At 40.3% G+C, this 22191-nt stretch carries 19 protein-coding genes; 17 read left to right on the top strand and 2 right to left on the bottom strand.

The genetic code is table 11. The annotated features are described in order from the left end of the window. Nucleotides 1–93 precede the first annotated feature (93 nt). From CPRO_RS15430 to CPRO_RS12800, 5 genes are all read left to right on the top strand, one after another. Nucleotides 94–243, top strand: coding sequence for a hypothetical protein (locus CPRO_RS15430; RefSeq protein ID WP_157881684.1), 150 nt, complete (start codon nucleotides 94–96; stop codon nucleotides 241–243). Nucleotides 244–882: 639 nt separating this feature from the next. Then, nucleotides 883–2064, top strand: a complete 1182-nt coding sequence (locus CPRO_RS12815) for an LCP family protein (protein WP_066052596.1) — start codon at nucleotides 883–885, stop codon at nucleotides 2062–2064. Nucleotides 2065–2085: 21 nt separating this feature from the next. Beyond that, nucleotides 2086–3420 (top strand): LCP family protein, encoded by a 1335-nt coding sequence (locus CPRO_RS12810; protein ID WP_066052593.1) that lies wholly within the window; start codon nucleotides 2086–2088, stop codon nucleotides 3418–3420. Nucleotides 3421–3424: 4 nt separating this feature from the next. After that, nucleotides 3425–4072 (top strand): uridine kinase, encoded by a 648-nt coding sequence (gene udk / locus CPRO_RS12805; RefSeq protein WP_066052590.1) that lies wholly within the window; start codon nucleotides 3425–3427, stop codon nucleotides 4070–4072. 11 nt (nucleotides 4073–4083) lie between these two features. Continuing rightward, entirely contained in the window at nucleotides 4084–4269 is a 186-nt protein-coding gene (locus CPRO_RS12800; RefSeq protein ID WP_066052587.1) for a hypothetical protein, read from the top strand. 142 nt (nucleotides 4270–4411) lie between these two features. Here the strand turns inward: CPRO_RS12800 and CPRO_RS12795 are convergent, their stop codons facing one another. Then, complete coding sequence (locus tag CPRO_RS12795) at nucleotides 4412–4789, bottom strand: type II toxin-antitoxin system PemK/MazF family toxin (protein ID WP_066052583.1); 378 nt, start codon at nucleotides 4787–4789, stop codon at nucleotides 4412–4414. Nucleotides 4790–4900: 111 nt separating this feature from the next. Continuing rightward, nucleotides 4901–5527, bottom strand: coding sequence for a LolA family protein (locus CPRO_RS12790; RefSeq protein WP_066052580.1), 627 nt, complete (start codon nucleotides 5525–5527; stop codon nucleotides 4901–4903). Between the two features lie 395 nt (nucleotides 5528–5922). On the opposite strand from CPRO_RS12790, the gene CPRO_RS12785 reads away from it, so the two are divergent. The 12 genes from CPRO_RS12785 to CPRO_RS12730 all read left to right on the top strand — a co-directional run bounded on the left by CPRO_RS12785 (nucleotide 5923) and on the right by CPRO_RS12730 (nucleotide 22108). Continuing rightward, nucleotides 5923–8274: a phosphodiester glycosidase family protein gene (locus tag CPRO_RS12785; protein WP_066052578.1), complete on the top strand. Its 2352-nt coding sequence runs from the start codon at nucleotides 5923–5925 to the stop codon at nucleotides 8272–8274. 141 nt (nucleotides 8275–8415) lie between these two features. After that, entirely contained in the window at nucleotides 8416–11553 is a 3138-nt protein-coding gene (gene murJ / locus CPRO_RS12780; protein WP_066052575.1) for a murein biosynthesis integral membrane protein MurJ, read from the top strand. Continuing rightward, nucleotides 11535–12647 carry a glycosyltransferase gene (locus tag CPRO_RS12775; protein ID WP_066052573.1) on the top strand — a complete coding sequence of 371 codons (1113 nt, stop codon included), beginning with the start codon at nucleotides 11535–11537 and terminating at the stop codon, nucleotides 12645–12647. The genes murJ and CPRO_RS12775 overlap by 19 nt, the downstream gene beginning before the upstream one ends. After that, nucleotides 12644–13129 carry a DUF4330 domain-containing protein gene (locus CPRO_RS12770; protein WP_066052570.1) on the top strand — a complete coding sequence of 162 codons (486 nt, stop codon included), beginning with the start codon at nucleotides 12644–12646 and terminating at the stop codon, nucleotides 13127–13129. The genes CPRO_RS12775 and CPRO_RS12770 overlap by 4 nt, the downstream gene beginning before the upstream one ends. A gap of 2 nt (nucleotides 13130–13131) precedes the next feature. Then, entirely contained in the window at nucleotides 13132–13608 is a 477-nt protein-coding gene (locus tag CPRO_RS12765; protein ID WP_066052567.1) for a DUF4330 family protein, read from the top strand. A gap of 14 nt (nucleotides 13609–13622) precedes the next feature. Next, the gene (csaB, locus tag CPRO_RS15070) at nucleotides 13623–15866 is read left to right on the top strand and encodes a polysaccharide pyruvyl transferase CsaB (protein ID WP_082754364.1); all 2244 of its coding nucleotides are present in this window, start codon (nucleotides 13623–13625) and stop codon (nucleotides 15864–15866) included. After that, nucleotides 15863–16594: a WecB/TagA/CpsF family glycosyltransferase gene (locus CPRO_RS12755; protein WP_066052564.1), complete on the top strand. Its 732-nt coding sequence runs from the start codon at nucleotides 15863–15865 to the stop codon at nucleotides 16592–16594. The genes csaB and CPRO_RS12755 overlap by 4 nt, the downstream gene beginning before the upstream one ends. 4 nt (nucleotides 16595–16598) lie before the next feature. Then, nucleotides 16599–17453, top strand: coding sequence for a YitT family protein (locus CPRO_RS12750; RefSeq protein ID WP_066052561.1), 855 nt, complete (start codon nucleotides 16599–16601; stop codon nucleotides 17451–17453). Nucleotides 17454–17754: 301 nt separating this feature from the next. Then, complete coding sequence (locus CPRO_RS12745) at nucleotides 17755–18846, top strand: PucR family transcriptional regulator (protein WP_066052558.1); 1092 nt, start codon at nucleotides 17755–17757, stop codon at nucleotides 18844–18846. A gap of 310 nt (nucleotides 18847–19156) precedes the next feature. Beyond that, complete coding sequence (ftsE, locus tag CPRO_RS12740) at nucleotides 19157–19843, top strand: cell division ATP-binding protein FtsE (RefSeq protein ID WP_066052554.1); 687 nt, start codon at nucleotides 19157–19159, stop codon at nucleotides 19841–19843. After that, complete coding sequence (gene ftsX, locus CPRO_RS12735; protein ID WP_066052552.1) at nucleotides 19833–20732, top strand: permease-like cell division protein FtsX; 900 nt, start codon at nucleotides 19833–19835, stop codon at nucleotides 20730–20732. Before ftsE ends, ftsX begins: the two co-directional genes overlap by 11 nt. A gap of 185 nt (nucleotides 20733–20917) precedes the next feature. Further along, nucleotides 20918–22108, top strand: a complete 1191-nt coding sequence (locus CPRO_RS12730) for a S41 family peptidase (protein ID WP_066052550.1) — start codon at nucleotides 20918–20920, stop codon at nucleotides 22106–22108. Nucleotides 22109–22191 lie beyond the last annotated feature (83 nt).

Below are 22191 nucleotides of genomic sequence, written 5' to 3'. Positions count from 1 at the left end.
TTAGATAAATAGAAGGCTGAAGCCAAAAGAACGATGAGTGCCATAAAGGATAAGCCAACAAGGATAAGCTGAGGGCGTGGAAAGTTTTTGACGATGGCCCATACTTCTTTCACCAAGGTTAAGTCTGAGGGTAGCAATGGCTCTTGTCGCATGGTTATTTTCATTTTATCAACAAAAGATAATAGAAGAAAAACAGCTGCACCCCATGTGGCAGAAAAGGCTGCTCTGCCGGATATAAAATAGACGAGCACTATTAATAGGAATACAGGTAAGATATTCAAGATGAATAATGCAGGATTATGTAAAAAATTGATGAAGAGTAAATACAGATGATTGGAAGTGATGAGAAAGACTCCACCTGTTATGAAAACCGAGGCTGCGATTAAAAAAATCCATATTCTATATTTTTTTAGGAATAAGAAAAATTTATTATCTTTATCATTTAGGTTTGTTTCTGACATATGCAAGACCTCCGAAAAATTTCATTGCTTGCATTATACGGGCTTTTTCAATAAAAGTAAAGAAATTGCAACATAATGTCGAATTATAATTAAGAAAATTGTAGAATTTAACATTGAAAAATCCTGTATAATCTAATTATGGGCAAAAATTCCTTATTTACCCTAAAAAAGAGGTTTTTATAGGGTTTAAGTTAAAATAATTTAAAGTTTGAAAAAGAACACAACATGCATTGTATGAATGAAACTTGACCGATAACCATTTTTTTTGCGTGTGCTATAACGTGAAAGGTGCTGAAATTGTAGAAAAACAGCTTTGATTCAGAAATACTGCTATTTTTTATTGTCAGTTTTTGCATGCTTTGGTATAATAAATAAGTTGTAGAATTGTCAGTTTAGGCTGACGTTTGAGGAGAAACGTAGAATGCGAAGAAAAAGAATAGATTATGAGTATCGGGATAGACGTGACGAGATAAACATAAAAAGGCAGGTGGCTCGACGGCAAGAAGTAAGAGGACAGCGAAAAAGGGTTGAGCAAAAACCAATTGCAAGGGTATACAAAGAGGCACCACCCAAAGCGCCCCAAGGAAAACGAAATGTGAGGCGCAGGAGATTAGCGCAAAAAAGGAGGATGCAAGGATTTTTTATGGTTTTTGGCATTCTTTTTTTTCTGGGGTTGGTATATGGTGGTTCTAAGGCATATGTGGCACTGCAAAAATGGGAAGGAAAGGCTGAGAAACCTACATTTAAGGTATCAGCTTCTTCACCCTCTGAAATTGAGGATGAAATTATCAATTTGGCGATTTTAGGGACAGATGAGGATGGATTCCGCGCCGATGTGAGCATGATAGCCAGCTTTAATACCAGAACAAAGGCACTCAGCTTAATCGGGGTTCCCAGAGATACAAGGGTGATAATGACCAATGAAATGACTTCCATTTTGGAAAAGAATGGACGAACTGTTCCGAAAAGAGACGGTGTTTATGGAGAATGTAAGCTGACGGAATTGCATGCCTATGCAGGAGAGGACAACCGTTGTGCTTTTTCCGTTAAGATGATGGAGGAAATTCTTGGAATACAGGTTGATTACTATGTTAAGGTAGATTTAACTGCATTTCGTGATATTGTAGATGCCATTGGCGGTGTGGACATGGAAGTGAAGGACAGGCTTTATTATGTTGATCCTTATCAGGATTTGTATATTGACCTTCAACCAGGGTTCCAACACTTGGATGGAAAAAAAGCGGAACAATTGGTGCGCTTTCGAGAGGGATATGCCCAAAAGGATCTGAAAAGAATACAAGTTCAACAGGATTTTATGCGTGCATTTTTGGCGAAAGTTTGTAGTACAGAATCAATTATGAAAAATATGAGCAGTCTAATTCAAGTTGCTTTGGACAAGACGGAAAGTGATATCACTCTTTCTGAGGCACTGAAATATGTGAAGTATTTAAAAGAAATTGATCCTGCAAAAATGACAACAGTTACCATTCCCGGTGAAGGTGGCAGATTCTTTGATATGGATGAAGCGGGAACAAAGGCTTTGATTCAAAGTTTAATTTATGGTATTGAAACCCCGGAATCGGAGCAAAATATGGCAGAATAAAAAAGACAGATAGGTGAGAAGATGAGCGGAAAACAAAGAAAGCCTGTACGGCAAGCGGAACGAATCGCACCAAAGAAAAAGGGATTTAATCCAGTGAGGGTGTTCTTTAAAATAGTAGTTTCTATTGTTTTGGCATTTGTGATGCTTGCCGGTGGGGCTTGCTTTGCATATTACAAAATAACGGGAAATCCTCCTTTTGCAGATAAAGGAGTGGTACGCAACAATGCGTCGGATACCAGTCTTTTGGATGCTTTTCTAAAACGAAATATTAAAATGAATGTTGCGGTATTTGGCGTGGATAAGGATGGAACCCGTACGGACGTTATTTTTGTTGTCCATTATGATAGTGCGGCAGAGAGCCTTAAACTGGTTTCCTTACCGAGAGATACCAGAGTTTCCCTTACAGATGAAGTTAAGGCTAATATAAAAGCTGAGGGTCATTCTTACAATCAGGTCACAAAGTTAAATGCAGTGCACGCTTACAGTGGTGAAAAGATGGGATGTCAGAATACAGTTTTGGAAATAGAAGACCTATTGGGGATTAAAATTGACCACTATGTTAAAATAGATTTGGAAGCATTTCGTGCCATTGTGGATGCCATCGGCGGTGTGGATATGTACGTGCCTCAGGATATGTATTGGGACATGAGAGATACCGGGGATCCTTTGATTAATCTTAAAAAAGGTGATCAACATTTAGATGGAGAAAAGGCTGAGCAGTTAGTTCGCTTCCGTCGTTATGTTGAGGGGGACGTGGCGCGTATCCAAACACAGCAGTTATTTTTAAAAGCTTTGGCAGAAAAGGTTTTAAGCACGGAAACAATATTGAAAAACCTGCCTGACTTGATTTCTGTGATGTACAAATATATTGATACAGATATTTCTATGGCAGATGCATTAAAATATGTAAATTATGTAGATAAAATAAATATGGGCAATGTCTCCATGGAAACCCTTCCCGGTGTTGGGCAATATGTTGGCAGCGTATCTTATTTTATTCATGATGCAGAAGCAACCAGAGAGATGGTTGACCGTGTATTTTATAGTGCTGCGGCAACAGATACCCAAGGAGCTGCCGCAGACAGCAAAGCTCTTTTGATAGAGGTTGCCAACGGCGGGGACATAAACGGTCTAGCTGCAACCTATAGCAAAAAGCTGGAGGACGCGGGGTATCGTGTAGGTTCACCCTCTAATTACACGGGACAGCACAACACCTATACAAGGATTCAAGTAAAAAACGAGGGGGTTGGTACCGATTTAGTATCCTTTTTCAATGATGCAAAGGTGGAGGTTGCACCAAACGAGATTGGTGCAAATGCGGATATCAGAATTATATTGGGGACAAAGGAGCAGTAGGAAGATGAAAGGGGAGGCAAAATCAGTGGATGACATAATGATTATCGGTATTGCCGGTGGAACGGGAAGCGGGAAAACAACACTGACAAATAGGCTTAAGGAACGCTTTGGTGATGATGTAACTGTTGTATATCATGATAATTATTATAAGCGTCATGATGATATGTCCTATGAGGAACGCAGCTTATTAAATTACGACCATCCTGATGCTTTTGATACCCAGCTGATGATTGAACATATTCAAAAGCTTAGACAAGGCATTCAAATTGAATGTCCGATTTATGATTTTGCAGACCACAACCGTTCTGATGAAACTATGGTGATTCATCCTACAAAGGTTATTGTCATAGAGGGTATTTTGATTTTTGAGAATGAAATTTTACGCAATCTTATGGATATTAAAATTTTTGTGGATACGGATGCGGATGTTAGAATTTTGCGCCGTATTTTGAGGGATGTTCAGGAAAGAGGCAGAAGTCTGGATTCTGTGGTCAATCAATATCTGACGACGGTTAAGCCGATGCACGAGCAGTTTGTTGAACCCAGCAAGCGATCGTCAGATATTATTGTACTAGAAGGCGGTAATAACGTGGTTGCTCTGGATATATTAATCCAGAGGATACATAACCATGTACGTGGTACCATGGTTTAAGGGGATAAGGTATGAATTGGTTTGATATATTCAAAAAGGCTTTTGGAATGGGCATACTTTCCACGCTAGTCTATCATGGCACACTTCTGATGATAGGTCAGCCTGTTACGTTAAAAAACGTAATCTTATTTACTGTTGTTTTTATTGGACTATATTTTTTATGGCTTTTATTGGCTTCCAAAGGCAGAAAGGGCTAGATTAAGATATAATCAACGTTTTCTGAAAAAGTTTATAATAAAAAGCAATGATATAATTTTCATTTATCATTGCTTTTTTATGTTTTAATTGAATCATATGAACAAGGCGGCTTCTCTGAATGGAAGCCGCCTTGTGTTCTCTTTATTCATTTGAAACCCCTTTATGTTGCGAAGCTTGCTGTAAACCAAGGCTGACCAATAAGCTTTGGTTTACCCGCTGCATCATTTCCGTGTCCAAGCGGCATACTTTTTCTTTCAGTCTTTGTTTATCAATGGTGCGGATTTGCTCCAACAAAATGACAGAATCCTTAGGTAAGTCATATTCCGCGGCGGATAGGGGGATGTGTGTTGGAAGCTTTGCTTTATTCATCTGCGATGTGATGGCGGCACAGATGACAGTGGGGCTATATTTATTGCCTACATCGTTTTGTATGATTAGTACAGGGCGTATTCCCCCTTGTTCACTGCCCACAACAGGGCTTAGGTCTGCAAAAAAAATATCTCCTCTTCTAACGATCATAGGCTCACGCTCCGCTGAAAAATTCATCAGGCAGCAGCGGCATAGAAATATGTAATGTTAAGATTTGGCTTCTGTCCTGACTGCTACCATTATTGCCACGAAAAGGAGCCTTTATTCTTTAATTTGAAAAAGATTTTCTTCGAAATCAGGATTATAAACAAATTCATCATAATCCAGACGATAACGCTCCTGACCTTGGCTGTCATATAAAACAAGCCGTTTGGGTAAATAGGTTTCTCGGTCTACCCAAAGTTTTTCTGAGGACAAAGCACCGTCTGTTCCAGGAATTACGGCTTCCATTACAATGCATTTGGACTCATCCAAGGCGGCGGCTTCCACACCTACTCCTTCAGACTGCATATAGTTTTTAATAAACTGCCCTAAAAATAATTCGTTTCTGTGCTGTGATGCAGGAACATCCTTTATCAGTTGGTTATTCAGCCTGGGGTTATACTGACAGATTTTTTGACCGTCAAATATCGTATAGTTTCCCGCAACGTTTTCGGGCGAAGTCAATTCTAGACGATATTCCCCTGTTGATTTGGCATATTGCTTGGTGCCGTAGGTGGTCTCCCCTTTGTTGGAGATGCGGGTGAGGGAAGCGGTACAGTAATACCCATCCATTTCGTTTAGTTGCTTTTGTATTGTCTCCAGTTCTGATAAAGGCTCTTCTTTTTTGCATCCGCCAAGGCCAAAAAGTAGGAGCAAACTAAGACAAACGGCTACTGCTTTCTTCATATTATAAATACCTCCTAATTTGTATCAGTATTATTTTATGAAAAGGACAAATTTTCTATGAAAAGAAGGTTGGCAAAAAGAAGATATCCCATCACAAATTGGGAGAAGGCAGATGAAAAGCGGAAAGAGAAATCATCAAGCGCCACTTCATCCATAAAAGAGTGCAGCTTTTGCCCATGAAAAAAAGGAAGGACGTCAATTGGAAGCATTATACTGAAATATTACATATATATTAAATTTTTTGAATTAAGAAGAAATCTACAAGGAAAAGTGCTAGAATGAAAGTCGTAAGTTGACAGATTACGTCTTTTTTGGGAAATCTCCGAAAAAAATCTGGGAACAAAAACCAAAGGAGCACGTCTAAATAGTAATTATGGAATAAAGGAGATTGGGCAATGAAGTATCAATTAGGAAAAATGAGACGACTGATGGGAGCTTTGCTGGCGGTAGCACTGACTGTTTCGGTTACCACTACATGGGCTTTTGGTGCCACTACATATTATGACCAAAAGACAGAGCAGACAGTAACCCGTGGGGTTGTGTACGAAAAAAGCAGCCGTATGACAGATGCGGGGATTCAGAATCTGCATGTTTTAAAGGTGGATTTGACGGAAAGTACACTGGAATTCAAAGAAGTAGAAAGTACTGTTGAGTACGGCCTAAAGGAAACAGTGAAAAAGCTTTTGACCGATAACGGAGCCCTTGCCGGAGTGAATTCCGACTTTTTTGGCATGTCCGGTAGTTATTCAGCACCTTTTGGAGCAGTTATGAGGGATGGAGAACTGGTTTCGGCTGGTACTTCTTTAAATCATGATGGGGATTTGTACGCTTCCTTTTTCATGGATGAAAACAATAATCCCTTTTTTGATTATTTTAAAATGACTGCAACCTTTGCCAATAGTCAGAAAGCCATTGAGCTTGCTTCCATGAACAAAGTAACTGCCATGGTTTATCCTATTTATTTTGATAAGCAGGCGGCGAAAAGTACAGCAGATTTGGACAAACGTTTTCCTGAGCTTGTAAAATTTGTGGTGGTGGGTGACATGATTACCTATATTTCACAACCGGGAGAAACTGTAGCTGTTCCCGAGGATGGCTATTTGATTGTGATGAGTAAGGATTATCGTAACAATGCAGCTAATGTATTTCAGGTGAATGACTCTATCACCTTAAATATTAACAGCTCAGTTGATTTTGAAAATAAAGAATTTGCTTTTGGTGGTGGCGGAAAGCTTCTAATTGATGGAGCTGAGGCACCTGCTACTGCGATTGTAGCAACAGGACGTCAGCCCAGAACAGCATTCGGTATTTCTCAAGACGGCAAAACTGCTATTTTTATGGTGGTTGATGGTCGTGGTGACAGCGTTGGCGTAACCCATAGCGAAATGGCCAACTATATGAGAGAATACGGCGCTTATAATGCCATGCACTTAGACGGCGGTGGTTCCTCTACAATGGCAGTAAAAACTGTGGATGATTCAGCGGTAACGGTGAAAAACACGGTTTCTGACGGTTCCGAAAGAAAGGTAATTAATGCTGTAGGCATTTTCCAGAAGGCACAAGCAGGTGAAATTGAGAAAATCGCCATAACCCCATCCTTGGTGCGCACTCTTCCCAATAAGACCATTACATTTAAAGTTTATGGCTTAGATGAGTATTATAATCGAATAGAAATTCCCGCAAATGAGGTTACCATGCAAGCAGTTGGCGTGGAGGGCACTTGGAATGGATATGATTTTATTCCTTCTCAAAAGGGTACTTTTGAAGTTACAGCTCTTTACAAGGATAAGACAGCTTCACAGGCTGGGGTTGTTTCAGCGACAACAAGCAAATTGAAGCCTGCTTCAAACAGTATTAAGCTGAAAAAGGCAGGGGAAACGGCAACCATTGCTATGCAAGTGGTTGATACAGACGGTTTCAATCATTGGGTATCCACGACTACAAATTACGAGGTGGCAGACACTTCTATTGGCACCATGAAGTCCAACGTTTTTACTGCAACAAAAGCGGGTTCAACGTATATCAAATGTACCAGGGATGGGCAAACTGCTTATATTTCAGTAACCGTTGGGGACTGCAAGGCGGTGACAACACCAAATGCCACCACAGCGGCAGATCCTTTGCAAAAGAAGATTACTAAAGCAAATGATGGTGCTTTTTATTTGAATATTTCAGGTACTGTGGCTTATAACGGCACAGGGAAGATTAATGATACTACTTATGCAGATGTGAGAACAAGGGTAAGAGATGCGGTGGATTCCAATGCAGAGGTAGCAATTTACGGCGGCGCAAGCGATATTAAAACAGCACCCAAGCTGGATACTCTGAGCTGGAATGGAGGGTATCGTTTCTTAAGCAGAAGTGGCACAAGCATAGCCATGGTTTCTGCCTCAGGGGGAGGCATTCGTGCCACAAACCCTACCCAGTATGCAAGCTTAACCAGAGATTTGGATGCTTCAAATAATGACACAATTGTAATTATTATGGATAAAACACCGGGAGAATTTAAATCTGCGGCTGAGACTTCGTATTTCCGTGGGATTTTGAATAAATATGTTGCCCAAGGCAAAACGGTATTTGTGGTATCCTGTTGTGGTACTGCCCAGTGGACATCTGCAAAGGACGGTGTGCGTTATATCAATCTTCCCAATCTTTGGAAGACGGATGGCGGTGTAAATGGCAGCTTTAGCATGTTGAAATTACGTGTTCAAGGTCAGGATATTTCATATGAAATAGGCAAGGTATAATAATCTTTCAAATTTACAGTATTTATTGTAAAATTGGGCAAAATAAGGTAAGATTAGGTGGGTGGAGATTAATCTCTACCCATCTTGTGTGTTTGCAAAAAATTTTGCTTCCTTAGGAAGCTTGTCAACAGGAGAACAATTATGTCACAAAAAGGCAATCAGGCAGTGAAAGCTGTCAGCTTTATGATGATGATAACATTAGTGGGGAAGGTTCTTGGCTTGATGCGAGAGCAATTTCTTGCTGCAAATTATGGCTTGGGTATGGAGGCAGTGGCATTTTTGCTTGCCAGCCGCATCCCCAGGACTTTTTTCGATGCTGTTTTTGCTTCGGCAATTTCTGCAAGTTTTATTCCTATCTTTAACGAGTATTTACAAAAAAAAGGGAAGGATGAAGCCTTTTCTCTTGCCAACCGTTTTGTTACCCTTATTACAGTAGTAACCTTTGTTTTAATGGTATTTGGCATTATTTTTGCCGAACAGTTTGTATGGCTGTTTGCAGTTGGCTTTGATAACGAAACGGCACAGCTGTGTGCCTCCCTTGCCCGTATGCTTTTTCCTACCATTCTATTTACTGCTATTGCTTTCTCCTTTGTGGGAATTCTACAATCATTAGACGAATTTAATGTGCCTGCGGCAATCAGCGTGGCTTCCAACGCAATTATTATCTTATATTATGTTTTTTTTAATAAAAAATATGGAATATATGGATTAACTGCGGCTTTTTTAATTGGATGGGCGATGCAGGCATTTATTCAAATCCCTTCTTTGCAGAAAAAAGGGTATTGGTATCGACCGGATTTCCATTTTCGAGATGAGGGCTTGAAAAAAATCGGTAAGTTGATGTTGCCTGTTATGATTGCCACATGGGCACAACCCATCAATTTTATGATTAACTGCCGTTTTGCTTCGCAGCTTTCCAATGGCGATCAAAGCATTTCGGTATTGGAGTATGCCAATAACTTATACACCATTATTGTGGGTGTGTTTGTTTTAGCCATTGCCAATCTAATTTTCCCCAAGCTTTCTCGTATTTCCAGTGGAGAGAATCAGGAGGAGTTTGGCAGTACTGTAAAGGCCACGCTACGCTCTATGATGTTTTTACTAATTCCTATGATGGTTGGTATCATGGCATTGAGTCATCCCTTAGTTGCCTTGATTTATGAAAGAGGGGCTTTCGATGCTGAAGGTACCCGTCTAACCTCCACAGCTCTATTCTTTTTCTCCCTTGGGATAATCGGCTATGGCATACAGACTATTTTGAGTAGGGCATTTTATGCCAATCAGGATGGAAAAAGACCGTTTTATTCAGGGGTTGTATCGGTTGCGGTGAATGCTATTCTGTGCAAACTATTATTAGAGCCTATGGGCGTTGGCGGTTTGGCACTGGCAGCAGCTGCTTCATCAACAGTGGCGGCGGTGATGCTTTTGGTGCCGACAGTAAAACATTACCCTGAAATAATTGATAAAAAACTGATTACTAGCCTTGGTAAGATGGCATTGAGTGCCGGGATCATGCTGGTTTTTGTTTTGGGGAGCTTTCGCTTCCTTGAACCCAGAGTGGGTACGGGATTAATCGGTCGGATTTTAGTTTTAGGTATTCCTGTAGCAATTGGAGGGGCATCTTATATGTTACTTTCCTTTGCCTTGGGTATTGAGGAAGGTAAAATGGTATTTTCGCTTTTAGGAAAGTTTAGGAACAGAGGAAAAACCGATTTCCAGAACAACCATAATGGAAGAAAAAAAGAACAGAGAGGATATATTCGCATGTTCCAAAGTATTTCTTGGATAATTGAAGATAGTTTTTGCTTCCGTGTACTGGAAAGAATCATAACAGCTGTGGTTCATCTTTGGACGGAAAGCATGGTTTATGCTTGCTACCGCAAAATAAGCCTAGTCATAGGAGATGCATTTTGGCAAAGCGGCATTCTCGGGTTTTTTCGTGAAAATTGGGATGCATCTTTAGGAACATGGCATGGAGTGATACCGAGAACATGGCACAGGCTGACAATTCTTTCAGGTAAGGCTGTGAAAGAAAAGAGAAATGCCCTTGCAATAGTCTTTGGAGAAAGCTTTTTCCTTCGAGTATTTAATCAGAATTTTTTGATTTTATGTTTATGCGCCATTGTGTTTGCTATTCCCATTTTGCCCACAATGCTTTTGGCTCTACTTTGTCTTGGGACTTTAGGATTGTATGGAATTAACCTTTTCTTAGGACGTATTCGTGTACAACGGACAAGCTTGGTTAGTATATTTTTGGGACTGTTTGGTGTTTGTTTAATATATGGAAGCTTTACCAGCTATCATTTTCCCAGAGCGTTACAAGTCATGGCAATTTTCTTACTGTTTATGTCAATGTTTTTTGTTGCCAAGGACTGTATAGACACTGAGGAGAAATTGGATTTTGTCATTTTTGTCATGATTTCAACGGGTGTTTTGATTGCCCTTTATGCGGTTTATCAATATGTTGTTGGAGTTGACATGGATGCGGCTTGGGTAGACGCAGAAAGCTTTAATATCCAAACGCGAGCATATGGAACCTTCAATAACCCCAATGTTTTAGGGGAATATTTGATATTAATCGGCTCCCTTGCGGCAGGCATGCTTTGGAAGGTACGAAATTGGCTGGGAAGATTTTTATATTTAGGCTGTTTTGGTGTGATTTGCTTAGGTCTGCTTGCGACAAACTCACGAGGGGCGATGCTTGGATTAATGCTTTCCGCAGGACTTTTTGTGCTTTTGGCGGAGCGGAGGTTAATCCCTCTGGGATTGGCAGGACTTTTGGCTATGCCTTTTGTATTACCTGCGTCTCTTTGGGCCAGATTGGCAAGTTCCATAACCATGAGCGATTCCTCTTCTCAATATCGGTTGTCAATCTATCGGGCAGGTGGGGAGATTGTAAAGCACTATTGGGCAACGGGAATTGGTGTGGATGCTTTTAATCAGGTTTATCCACTGTTTTCCTTTGAAGCGGCTAATGCTTACCATGTGCATAATTTATTTTTACAGGAATTTATCGAGCTTGGCATATTAGGTTTTGTGATTTTGATTATATTATTTCTGTTCTTTTTCCAAAAGCTTTATGGCAGCATGATAAGAGTTCCTAAGCGGTTTCATATGCTTTTGGCGGCCTTTTTTGGCGGCTTTGCGGGATTACTATTACAGGGAATGACAGACCATATTTGGTTTGATTATAGTATCGTTTTGCTATTCTGGTGCTTTATGGGTATTGGGATGGCAAGCGTGAGAGTGGGTGAAAAGCAGTGGCAGAGAGAAAAATAAAAGTATTTCATGTTTTGACTGATCGCAATATCGGCGGGGCAGGAAGATGGCTACTGAATTATTTGAAGCATCATAATCGGGATAGGTTTGACGTTTGGGTGGTTTTGCCTGACGACAGCGCTCTTTACGCTGCAGTGACTGCATTGGATGTGGCAGTGATTCCCATGAAAGAAATGGAGGACAAGTCCTTTGATAAAAAAGCACAGAGTTCACTCTATGAACTATTTAAGGAAGAAAAGCCTGATATTGTTCACACCCATGCCAGCCTCACCGCAAGAATAGCGGCGAAGCATGCCAAGGTTCCTAAGATTATTAATACAAAGCATTGCATGGAAGGGGAACCAGGCTCGCTGGCAAAAAAAATCGCAAGAAGAACGCTGAATAAGTTGTTCAGCGATACCATTATTGCTGTCAGCAAGGCAGTTAAGCATAGTATGATTGCCGGTGGAACGGACCCCAAGCAGATTGTGGTTATTTATAATGGCATTGACGCTATTGAACCGATTTCTTCTGGGGAAAGATGGGAAATCCTTTCATCCTTTGGGGGTGATCCCCTGAAAAAGGCTGTTGGCATTGTAGCAAGACTGGAAGAGGTGAAGGACCATAAGACTTTTTTGCTGGCGGTTCAGGAAATTTTAAATCATCGACAGGATTTTGCTTTTTATATTATTGGTGATGGCAGTTTGAGAACCTCCTTGGAGGATGAAGCAAGGGAATTGGGAATTATAGACCACGTTTTTTTTACAGGATTTGTAAAGGATGTGGAAAAAATAGAGGCTGCGCTTGATTTGAATGTAATTACGTCAAAGCATGAGGCGCTCTGCCTATCGGTGATTGAATCGATGAGCGTGGGAATACCTGCTGTGGGTACGGACAGTGGCGGCGTGAATGAAGTAATCCACCATGGTGAAAATGGTTATCTTGTTTCCGTGGGGGATTGGAAGGCCTTGGCAGATCGGATTACAGAGGTTTTTGAGGACGAAGAAAATTATCAAAAGCTTGCTATTCATGCTAAAGCTTGGGCAAGAGAAAATTTTACTGCACGGAAAATGACGTCGAGAATTGAGCGGCTTTATTTGGAGGAAAAAAAATGAAGAAAAACAGAAAGCTATTTGGGATATTCAATATTGTGGATATCATTTTGATTCTGCTTATCATTATTGCAGGAGTAGTTGGAGTTAAGCTGTTTATGGGCGGTGGAAAACAGGACACTTCTGCTAAAAAAGCGTATACCTACGTTGTAGAGGGACGGGAAGTATTGACGGAAACTGCAGAGGCACCTATTATCGGAGGTAAGGTTTTTAACAGCTCCACCGGGGCATATTTAGGTGTTGCCAAAGAAGTAGCCTCAGAACCCTATACCGAGGTGATTTTCAGCAAGGAAACAGGAGCGTATCAGAAATTGCCTGTGGAAGGATATAGTAATATCACTTTAACCGTGGAAGGAAACGGTACGGAAACGGAGAAGGATATTACTGTGGAAGGCACAACGGTAAAGGTTGGTATGGAGCTAAATGTAAAGGGCAAGGGGTACGCATTTAAGGGTATTGTTGTCGAAGTAAGGGACGGTGAATAAGAATGGCCAAAAGAAGACCAAATATTGTTGATATACTGATTATACTAACTTTAGTGGCTGTGGTTGCTTTAGCCGTTCTAAAGACAGGTGTTATTAATCGGGTTGAATCCTCTGGGGTTGATGAAGAGGCTGAGAAAACCACATATACCGCTTTTATTGATAAGGTGCGTATGCCTACGGTGAAAGCACTTCATGAAGGTGATTTAATATTTGATGATAAGACGGGAATTTGCATCGGTGAAATCAAGGGAATAGAGTACTCCCCTTTGTTTTATAATTTGCCTGATGGCAATGGCGGTATGGTTCGTGCCCAATATCCTGATTATTATAGAGTGAAAATGACTATTGATGGCTCTGTGATGGAAAAAGAAGATGGATATTTTGTGGACGGTGTGGTTGAGCTTAAGGTAAACTCGGAAATGGATGTCTTTACAAAGTATGCGAAGCCGACAATCAAGGTTACAAATATTGAAATGTGACAGGCGGGGTGGATATGAATTACAAAATATTAATGGCTTTAATGGGCTTGGAAATCGGCGGGGCGGAAACCCATGTGGTTGAGCTGTCAAAGGAATTGAAAAAGCAAGGGTATGATATTATTGTGGCTTCAAACGGCGGTGTTTATGAGAAAGAGCTGGAAGAGGTTGGAATTAAGCATTATAAAGTACCCATGCATCAACGAAATGTATTTAAGATGATAAAATCCTACTTTTTGCTTAAAAAAATTATTCGCAAGGAGAAAGTAGATATTGTTCATTCCCATGCAAGAATTCCTGGCTTTATCTGCGGGTTGCTCTTTAAAAAACAGAAATTTACCTTTGTGACATCAGCGCACTGGGTTTTTTATACAGGGATGGGCTTGAAGTATTTGACCAACTGGGGACAGAAGGTTGTTGCAGTCAGTGAGGATATTCGCAGATATTTAATTGAAAATTACCATGTGCGTAATGAAGATATATTTGTTACCATCAATGGGATTGATACAGAAAAATTTTCTCCCAATACGGATGGCAGTAAAGTACGCAAGGAATTTTCCTTAAAGGAGGAAGACACTACTTTAGTTTATGTAAGTCGTATGGATGAAAGCCGAGCTTTGGTTGCAAGACAGCTCATATCCCTTGCACCACAGCTTGCTAAAGCAATACCCGGGCTTCGTATGATTATTGTTGGCGGCGGCGATGTTTATAATGAATTGTTGGAAAAAAGCAAAGAAGCGAATATACAGATTGGGAAAAACTGTATCACCATGACAGGCGCCAGAACAGATATTAATGAGCTGGTAGCTGTTGGGGATGTATTTGTGGGTGTCAGCCGTGCGGCATTGGAAGCCATGGCTGGGGAAAAAACCACAATCGTTGCGGGTAACGAGGGTTATATTGGTATTTTCGGTCGAGATAAGCTAGAGCTCGCCCAAGAAAACAATTTCTGCTGTCGTGGATGTGAATTGTCTACAGAAAAGCAATTGTATCAAGATGTGGTTTATGCCTTTAACCAGATGACTCCAGAACAGCGTCAGCAGGCGGGGGCTTACGGTAGGGAGGTTATTTTCCAATACTATTCCGTTACAAAAATGGCCTTGGATTGTGTGAAGGCTTATGAAAGAGCTTGGAAAGAAATGCACACACCTCAGTATCATGTGGTTATGAGCGGTTATTACGGCTTTAACAATACAGGCGATGAGGCTATCATGATTTCCATGCACAAAAATATTCAGCAAATGGGTGATAACTACCACATTACCGTGCTTTCCAATAATCCTGTTGGCACCAGAGAAAAATACGGTATTGAAGCTGTGTACCGTTTTGGATTTTGGGAGGTTTTGCGTGCAGTGCGAGACTGTGATGTTTTGTTAAGCGGTGGTGGATCCCTATTGCAGGACAGCACCAGTACCCGCTCCTTAATGTATTATCTTTCCATTACCGTTGCAGCAAAGCTTATGAGAAAAAGAGTGATGCTTTATGCCAACGGCATCGGCCCTGTTTCAGGAAAAAGAAACAGGCGGTTGGTGAAACAGGTGGTAAATCGTGCGGATTTGATTACCCTCAGAGAGGAAAACTCCTATGATGAACTTCTTTCCATGGGTGTAAATCCGAAAAAGTGCTTTGTGACAGCTGACCCTGTATTTACCATGGAGAGCATTACAAAGGAAGACGCAAAAAGTCTTCTGGAGGCAGAAGGTATTCCGTTGGACAAACCCCTTGTTGTGGTTTCTGTGCGCAACTGGCGGGAGATGGATCGGTTTATTGACCGTTTTGCCAAGCTTTGCGATACCATTATTGAAAAATACGATAGAACCATTGTCTTTTTGGCAATGCAGATGCCTAATGATATTACGGTAAGTGAAAAGGTTCGCAAAAAGATGAAACAAAATGCTTATATTCTCCATAATAACTATTCTCCCTATGAAGTGATGGGAATCATTAGTTTATCGAATTTTATTCTCAGTATGCGTCTACACACACTGATATTTGCGGCACGGCAAAAGGTGCCCTTGATTGGGTTTATTTATGACCCTAAAATTGAATATTATTTGGAGAAGCTGGAAATGCCCAGTGGCGGAAAGCTAAAAGAATTTGATATGGATAAAACACTGGAAATGGTGGATGATATTATCCATAATAGAGAAAAATATATTGAGATTTTAGAAGAGAAAGAGGCATTGCTGGAAGGGCAGGCGCACCAGAATGAACAGTATCTTGCGAAGCTTTTGCGGCACGGAAGAGGGCGAAAAAAATGAGGAAATTGACACAGGTTTTAAATGTACCCTTTGATGCGGTGACCATGAAAGAAGCCATTGCAAGGGTAAAAATTCTTTTGAATACCGAGGGGCAGCATTTTATCTGTACACCAAACCCTGAGATTGTGATGGAGGCCCAGAAGAATCAGGAGCTGATGTCCATTTTGAGGGAAGCAGATATGGTTGTGCCTGACGGAATCGGTGTAGTTTGGGCATCAAAATACAGCTCTATTCGGTTGAAGGAACGTGTAGCGGGTTATGACTTAACGCAAAATCTTTTCTCTGAATTGGCAGGAACGGATCATACCTTCTATTTTTTTGGCGGAGCCCCCGGCGTTGCAGCGGAAGCCGCAAGAAGAATGACAAGGAAATATCCTGGTTTAAAAATTGTTGGGATACACAACGGATATTTTGATGGGAAAGAAGAAAAAAAGATAATTCATGACATAAAAAAGCTATCTCCGTCCATACTGTTAGTAGGACTGGGAGCGCCTAAACAAGAAAAATGGATATACGAAAATATGCGTCTTTTTGGAGCCAGAGTTTCCATTGGCGTGGGCGGCAGCTTTGATGTAATGGCAGGAAATGTGAAGCGGGCACCGAAGCTATTTCAAAAGCTTGGTTTGGAATGGTTTTACCGCCTAATTACACAGCCCACCAGATGGCGCAGAATGATGCGTTTACCTATTTTTGCTTTCACAGTCCTGAAAATGAGGAAGCGGAGATAATGTTATGTATGAAAAGAAAATAGAGGATATTGTATTAAGTATTTGCGGAACACTGCTGATGGCCATTGGCATTCAATGCTTTTTAGAGCCGGCCCATTTGGTTGCCGGAGGTGTAACAGGTATCGGTATTATGCTCAATGCTTTTACTTCGGCACAGCTTGGGTTTCCCACACCCCTTTGGTTGGTGAATGCTGTATTGAACTTTCCTCTTTTTCTTGCTGCTTGGAAGATGCAGGGAGGTCGATTTGTTGGAAAAACAATTTTGACCTCTCTTTTATTTTCATTGATGCTCTTTTTGGTGCAGGATATTACCTTTTACACAGGGGATTATATGATATCATCGGTGTACGGTGGTGCATTGGTGGGCATTGGAATTGGTTTGGTTTTACGCTGTGGTGGAACAACGGGGGGGGTTGATCTAGCCGCATACTTGATGCAAAAGATTTGGCCTAGACCCTCTATTTCCAAAAAAATATTCATTATGGATGCAGTGGTTATTTCGGCAGGTATGCTCATGTTTGGCGGAATTAGCGGCTTATATGCAATACTCTCTGTTTTTATTACCGAAAGATGTACAAAATGGGTATTAGAAGGCGGTGATGTTGTAAGAGCTGCAATTGTTATTTCTGAGAATGCACAAGATATTGCAAGCATATTAAACCTAAGATTGGCAAGAGATGCCGCCAAATTCTGTGGAGAAGGAAACCTTGGTGCCGACGAAAGGGGAATTCTTTTTTGTATCTTTTCCCAAAAAGAGATCCAAGGAGCCAAAAGTATTATCATGAATATTGACCGAAATGCAATTTTCCTTGTCACTGATATTCGGGAAGTTTTAGGGGAAGATATGATGCAAAAGTAAAAAATAACAGTATAAATTTGTTTTTATTGTATCTGATTCGGAACAAAAATTGAGCGTCTCAGACAGTTTAAATAAAAAAAACTGCTTCTTTTTATGAAAAATTTAAATACAAAGAGATTTTGTATGTTTTTTTTGCAATTTCTCTTTATTTTTTTGTGATTATGTTATAAAATAGGATTAGGCTATTTTATCAATAGATGAAATGGTATCTTTTCGGCATATTTTACAGTCTTTATATTACCCAAAGGCTGATGTTTCAGGATAAAGAGAAATAAAAATACTAATTTGAGGAGAGAGGGCAATGATTTCCAATCAGATTTTGCAAAGCACAATTGATGGTTTAAAAAACATCACCCGTAAGGAACTAAGCGTGGTGGAAAAAGAAGGAAAAGTAATCGCCACAACCGAGGAAAACATGATTGGACGGCAGATTGATGCTGTGGAGAATTTTATTAGCTCCCCTGCAGAAAGTCAGTTGATTTTGGGCTATCAATATTTCAAAATCTATGACAATGGTGTGCCCGAGTATGTAATTCAGGTAAAGGGTGAGGATGAGGCCGGTTACCAGATTGGTAAAATTGCCTCTTTTCAAATTCAGAGCTTGTTGGTGGCATACAAAGAGAGATACGATAAAGACAATTTTATCAAGAACTTGTTGCTCGATAATCTGCTTTTGGTAGATATCTACAGCCGTGCCAAAAAGCTACATATCGAAAACAATGTTCACCGTATTGTATATTTGATCGAAACAAATATCGATAAGGAAATGAATGTGGTTGAGATTGTGAGAAGCGTTTTCCCTGCTAAGACTAAGGATTTTGTTACAGCTGTGGATGAGCACAGTATTATTTTGGTAAAAGAATTGAAAGACAAGGAATCTGCTGATGATATTGACCGCTTTGCCAAGAGCATTGAGGAAACCTTAAACGCCGAAACAAACAGCCGTGTTTATATTTCCAGCGGTACCATTGTTGGTGATTTAAAAGATGTTTCCCGTTCTTATAAAGAAGCAAAAATGGCTTTGGAAGTAGGCAAAATCTTTGAGACCGATAAGTTTATTGTAAATTATGAGAAGCTTGGAATTGGCCGTCTGATTTATCAGCTGCCACTGCCCCTTTGCCGTATGTTTATTAAGGAAGTTCTCCATGGTTTAACAATGGATGATTTTGATGACGAAACTTTGGCAACGGTGAACAAATTCTTCGAAAACAACCTGAATGTCTCTGAAACAAGTCGTCAGCTGTATATTCATAGAAACACTTTGGTTTACAGATTAGATAAGCTTCAGAAGATGACAGGGTTGGATTTAAGAAATTTCGATGATGCAATTATTTTCAAGATTACCTTAATGGTAAGCAAATATATGATTTATATGGATAAGATGGTTTATTGATGAATTAAAAATATACTCGGAATGAAGAGCAGATAATTTTCCATTGGAGACGTTGGAAAACTATCTGCTTTTTTATTTTTGGAAGGAACTGTCTATTTTGGGTTAAGTTATAAATTCTAGGTCAATCGGTGGGTTGAAAATTACTAATTAACAAATATTTAATAATTTCCAAGAAGTCGAATGGTGGTTTAGGGTTGTTCGTATAGGTGTTTTATGCTATACTTTAGAATGCATTGTAAGGAAAAATGACGAAATATGAAATATTTGTTCATATTTTTTAAAATTTACTGGAAGAAAGGAAGATACGTTAATGATATGGCTCAATAACGTAACGAAAACATATCCAAACGGCTCCCGTGGAGTTGAAAATTTAAACCTACATATTGAAAAAGGTGATTTTGTGTTTATTGTGGGCTCAAGTGGCTCCGGGAAATCCACCCTGATTAAGCTGCTTTTAAAAGAACTGGAACCCTCAACAGGAGATATTACCATTAACCGTGTGAAAACAAACGAACTGAGCAGGAACCAAGTTCCTTATCTTCGTCGTAATTTAGGGGTAGTGTTTCAAGATTTCCGATTGCTGCCCAATAAAACTGTATATGAAAATGTTGCATTTGCCATGCGGGTAATTGAGGCACCCAGCCGCATTATTCGCAGAAATGTTCCTGCAGTATTGGCATTGGTAGGCCTTGGGAAAAAGGGAAGAAGTTATCCCAATCAGCTTTCCGGTGGAGAACAGCAAAGGACCGCATTGGCAAGAGCAATCGTAAATAATCCTCCGATTTTGATTTGTGATGAACCTACGGGTAACCTTGACCCTGAGACAGCTTGGGGCATTATGCAGTTATTGGATGATATCAATAAGCGGGGAACTACTATTGTAATGGCAACCCATGCAAGAGATATTGTGGATGATATGCAAAAGCGGGTTGTTACCTTAAAACAAGGACAAATTGTCAGAGATATTAAAAAAGGTGGGTATAGCGATGAGGCCTAGTACAATTAAATATTTTTTAAAAGAAGGCCTTAGCGGATTGAAGAAAAATTTGCTGATGACAGTGGCTTCCATTGTAGCGGTAATGGCCTGTATTTCCATAATGTCCTTCTCTTACTGCGTTGCATCGAATTTGCAGCATATTTTACAGCAGATGGAAGATTCCATTGGCATTTCTGTTTTCTTGGGGGGCAATCCAACCAGCCAGGAAATTGAGGAAATGAAAACAAAAATTTCTAAGATAGATCACGTTTTAGATGTGCAATATATTTCTCCCGGTGATGCACTGGAAGCCTTAAAGAAGGATTGGGGCGCAGATGAGGATATTTTTGAAGGGTTGGATGAAACAAATAACCCCTTATCCCATTCGTTCCAAATTACTTTGGAAAGCATTGATAATCAGGGTAGTGTATTGGCGGCGCTGAAAGGCATAGATGGTATCGACAATATTCGCCATGGTCAGACGGAAACGGAGCTGATTATGAAGGCCAACAAGGTATTTAATATTGCCAGTATTTTAGTCATGCTGATTTTGGGCGTTATATCTGTAATGATTATTATGAATACTATCCGAATTTCTGTGGTAAACAGAAGGGTTGAAATTAACATCATGAAATATGTGGGTGCAACAGATTGGTTTATCAGATGGCCGTTTATCATTGAGGGCGTAATTATTGGCTTAGTTGGGGCAGTCATTCCGTTATTAATAGGAATGCCCATTTACGCAAAGGTTATCAGCTCTCTGTATAGCTATTTCCCTGTAATTAAGATGATACAATTTTTACTTACAGGTGATGTTTTTATCGTATTATTCCCAGTGGCGTTGGTCTTTGGCGTTCTTTTAGGTGTAATTGGCAGTGTGACCTCCATTCGTAAGCATTTACAGGTATAAAAAATCGGAAACCATCCGGGCGGAAAAGCTTTTTGGGAAGGGCAGAGCGATGGCAATGCATTTGCGGAGCACTTTTCAAAAAAGAACGAGGCAGGATGGTTTTTTCATGAGAGTGATAGGGTATGTTTTTCACAGGCAATTCATAGGATAAAAGAAAGTCGTAGGAAAACGAGGCGAATGAATGAATGAAAAAGGATTTTTGGAAAGGGTTTGGCGCTGCGGTAGCGGTGATGTTAGTATGTTCCATGGTGGGAAGAACTGCCCTTGTTCAACAGTGGGTACCCTGGCAGTATCTGCCTTTTGACATCGGCATGTCTAAGGCAGCGAAAATGGATGTGATTGAAGATTTTTTAGATAGATATTATGTGGATGACTTGGATAAGGATATGCTGGATGAGGGCATGTTTGCAGGCATGGTTGCCGGTGTTGGAGACAGGTATACATATTATATGACAAAGGATTATTTAGAAAAATATCTGCAAAACACAGGTGGGCATTTTGAGGGCATTGGCGTAACGGTGTATCAATCGGAAGATGGAGGCGTCGTTGTTTATTCCTTAATGGAGGGATACCCTGCCCAAAAGGCGGGTGTTTTGGCTGGAGATATCATTAAAAAAATTGATGGTGAGGATGTAACCAGCCTTACTTTGAATGATGTTGCGGAAAAGATGCGGGGACCTGTGGGAAGTACAGTAAAAATAGATGTTTTTAGACCCTCCAATGGGGCTACCCAGACATTTACCCTGAAACGAGAAGACGTTATAATGAAAAGTGTTGAAAGTAGAATGCTGGATAAGGAAAAAGGATATATATGTATCAGTGGTTTTAAAGAAAACACTTACGACCAGTTTATGGCGGCTTTAAAGGAATTGCAAGGGCAAGGAATGAAGGGGCTGGTTCTGGATTTGAGAAACAACCCGGGCGGTTTGGTTCGTTCTGTCTATTTGATTGGGGATGAACTTTTACCCAAGGGTCTTATGGTTTATACAGAGGATAAAGAAGGAAAACGAGAAGAGCTTATTTGTGATGATAAATATTTGGATATTCCCATGGTTGTTTTGGTAAATGGCAACAGTGCCAGCGCATCGGAAATTTTTGCGGGGGCAGCAAAGGATATGGGAGCTGCCACATTGGTTGGAACACAAACCTTTGGCAAAGGCTTAGTGCAACGGTTATTTACCTTGCCTGATGGTTCAGGACTAAACATTACCATTCAAAAATATTTTACACCTAACGGAACTTCTATCCACGGTACAGGAATTACGCCGGATAAGGTAGTTGAACTGCCTGAGGGGTATGAAGATGCGAAGGAAATACCTGTGGCTGAAGATACCCAGCTAAAAGAAGGGATTTCAGTATTGGATGAGAAAATTTAGAGAAAAGGTAAAATAATGGTTTTTTTGTAAAAATACATCTTTTCAGAACAGTATGTTTCCAGTATACTGTAAGAATACAGAGA

Source organism: Anaerotignum propionicum DSM 1682, assembly GCF_001561955.1.
Classification (GTDB): Bacteria; Bacillota; Clostridia; order Lachnospirales; family Anaerotignaceae; genus Chakrabartyella; species Chakrabartyella propionicum.
This window is presented reverse-complemented; position numbering and strand designations above follow the sequence as displayed.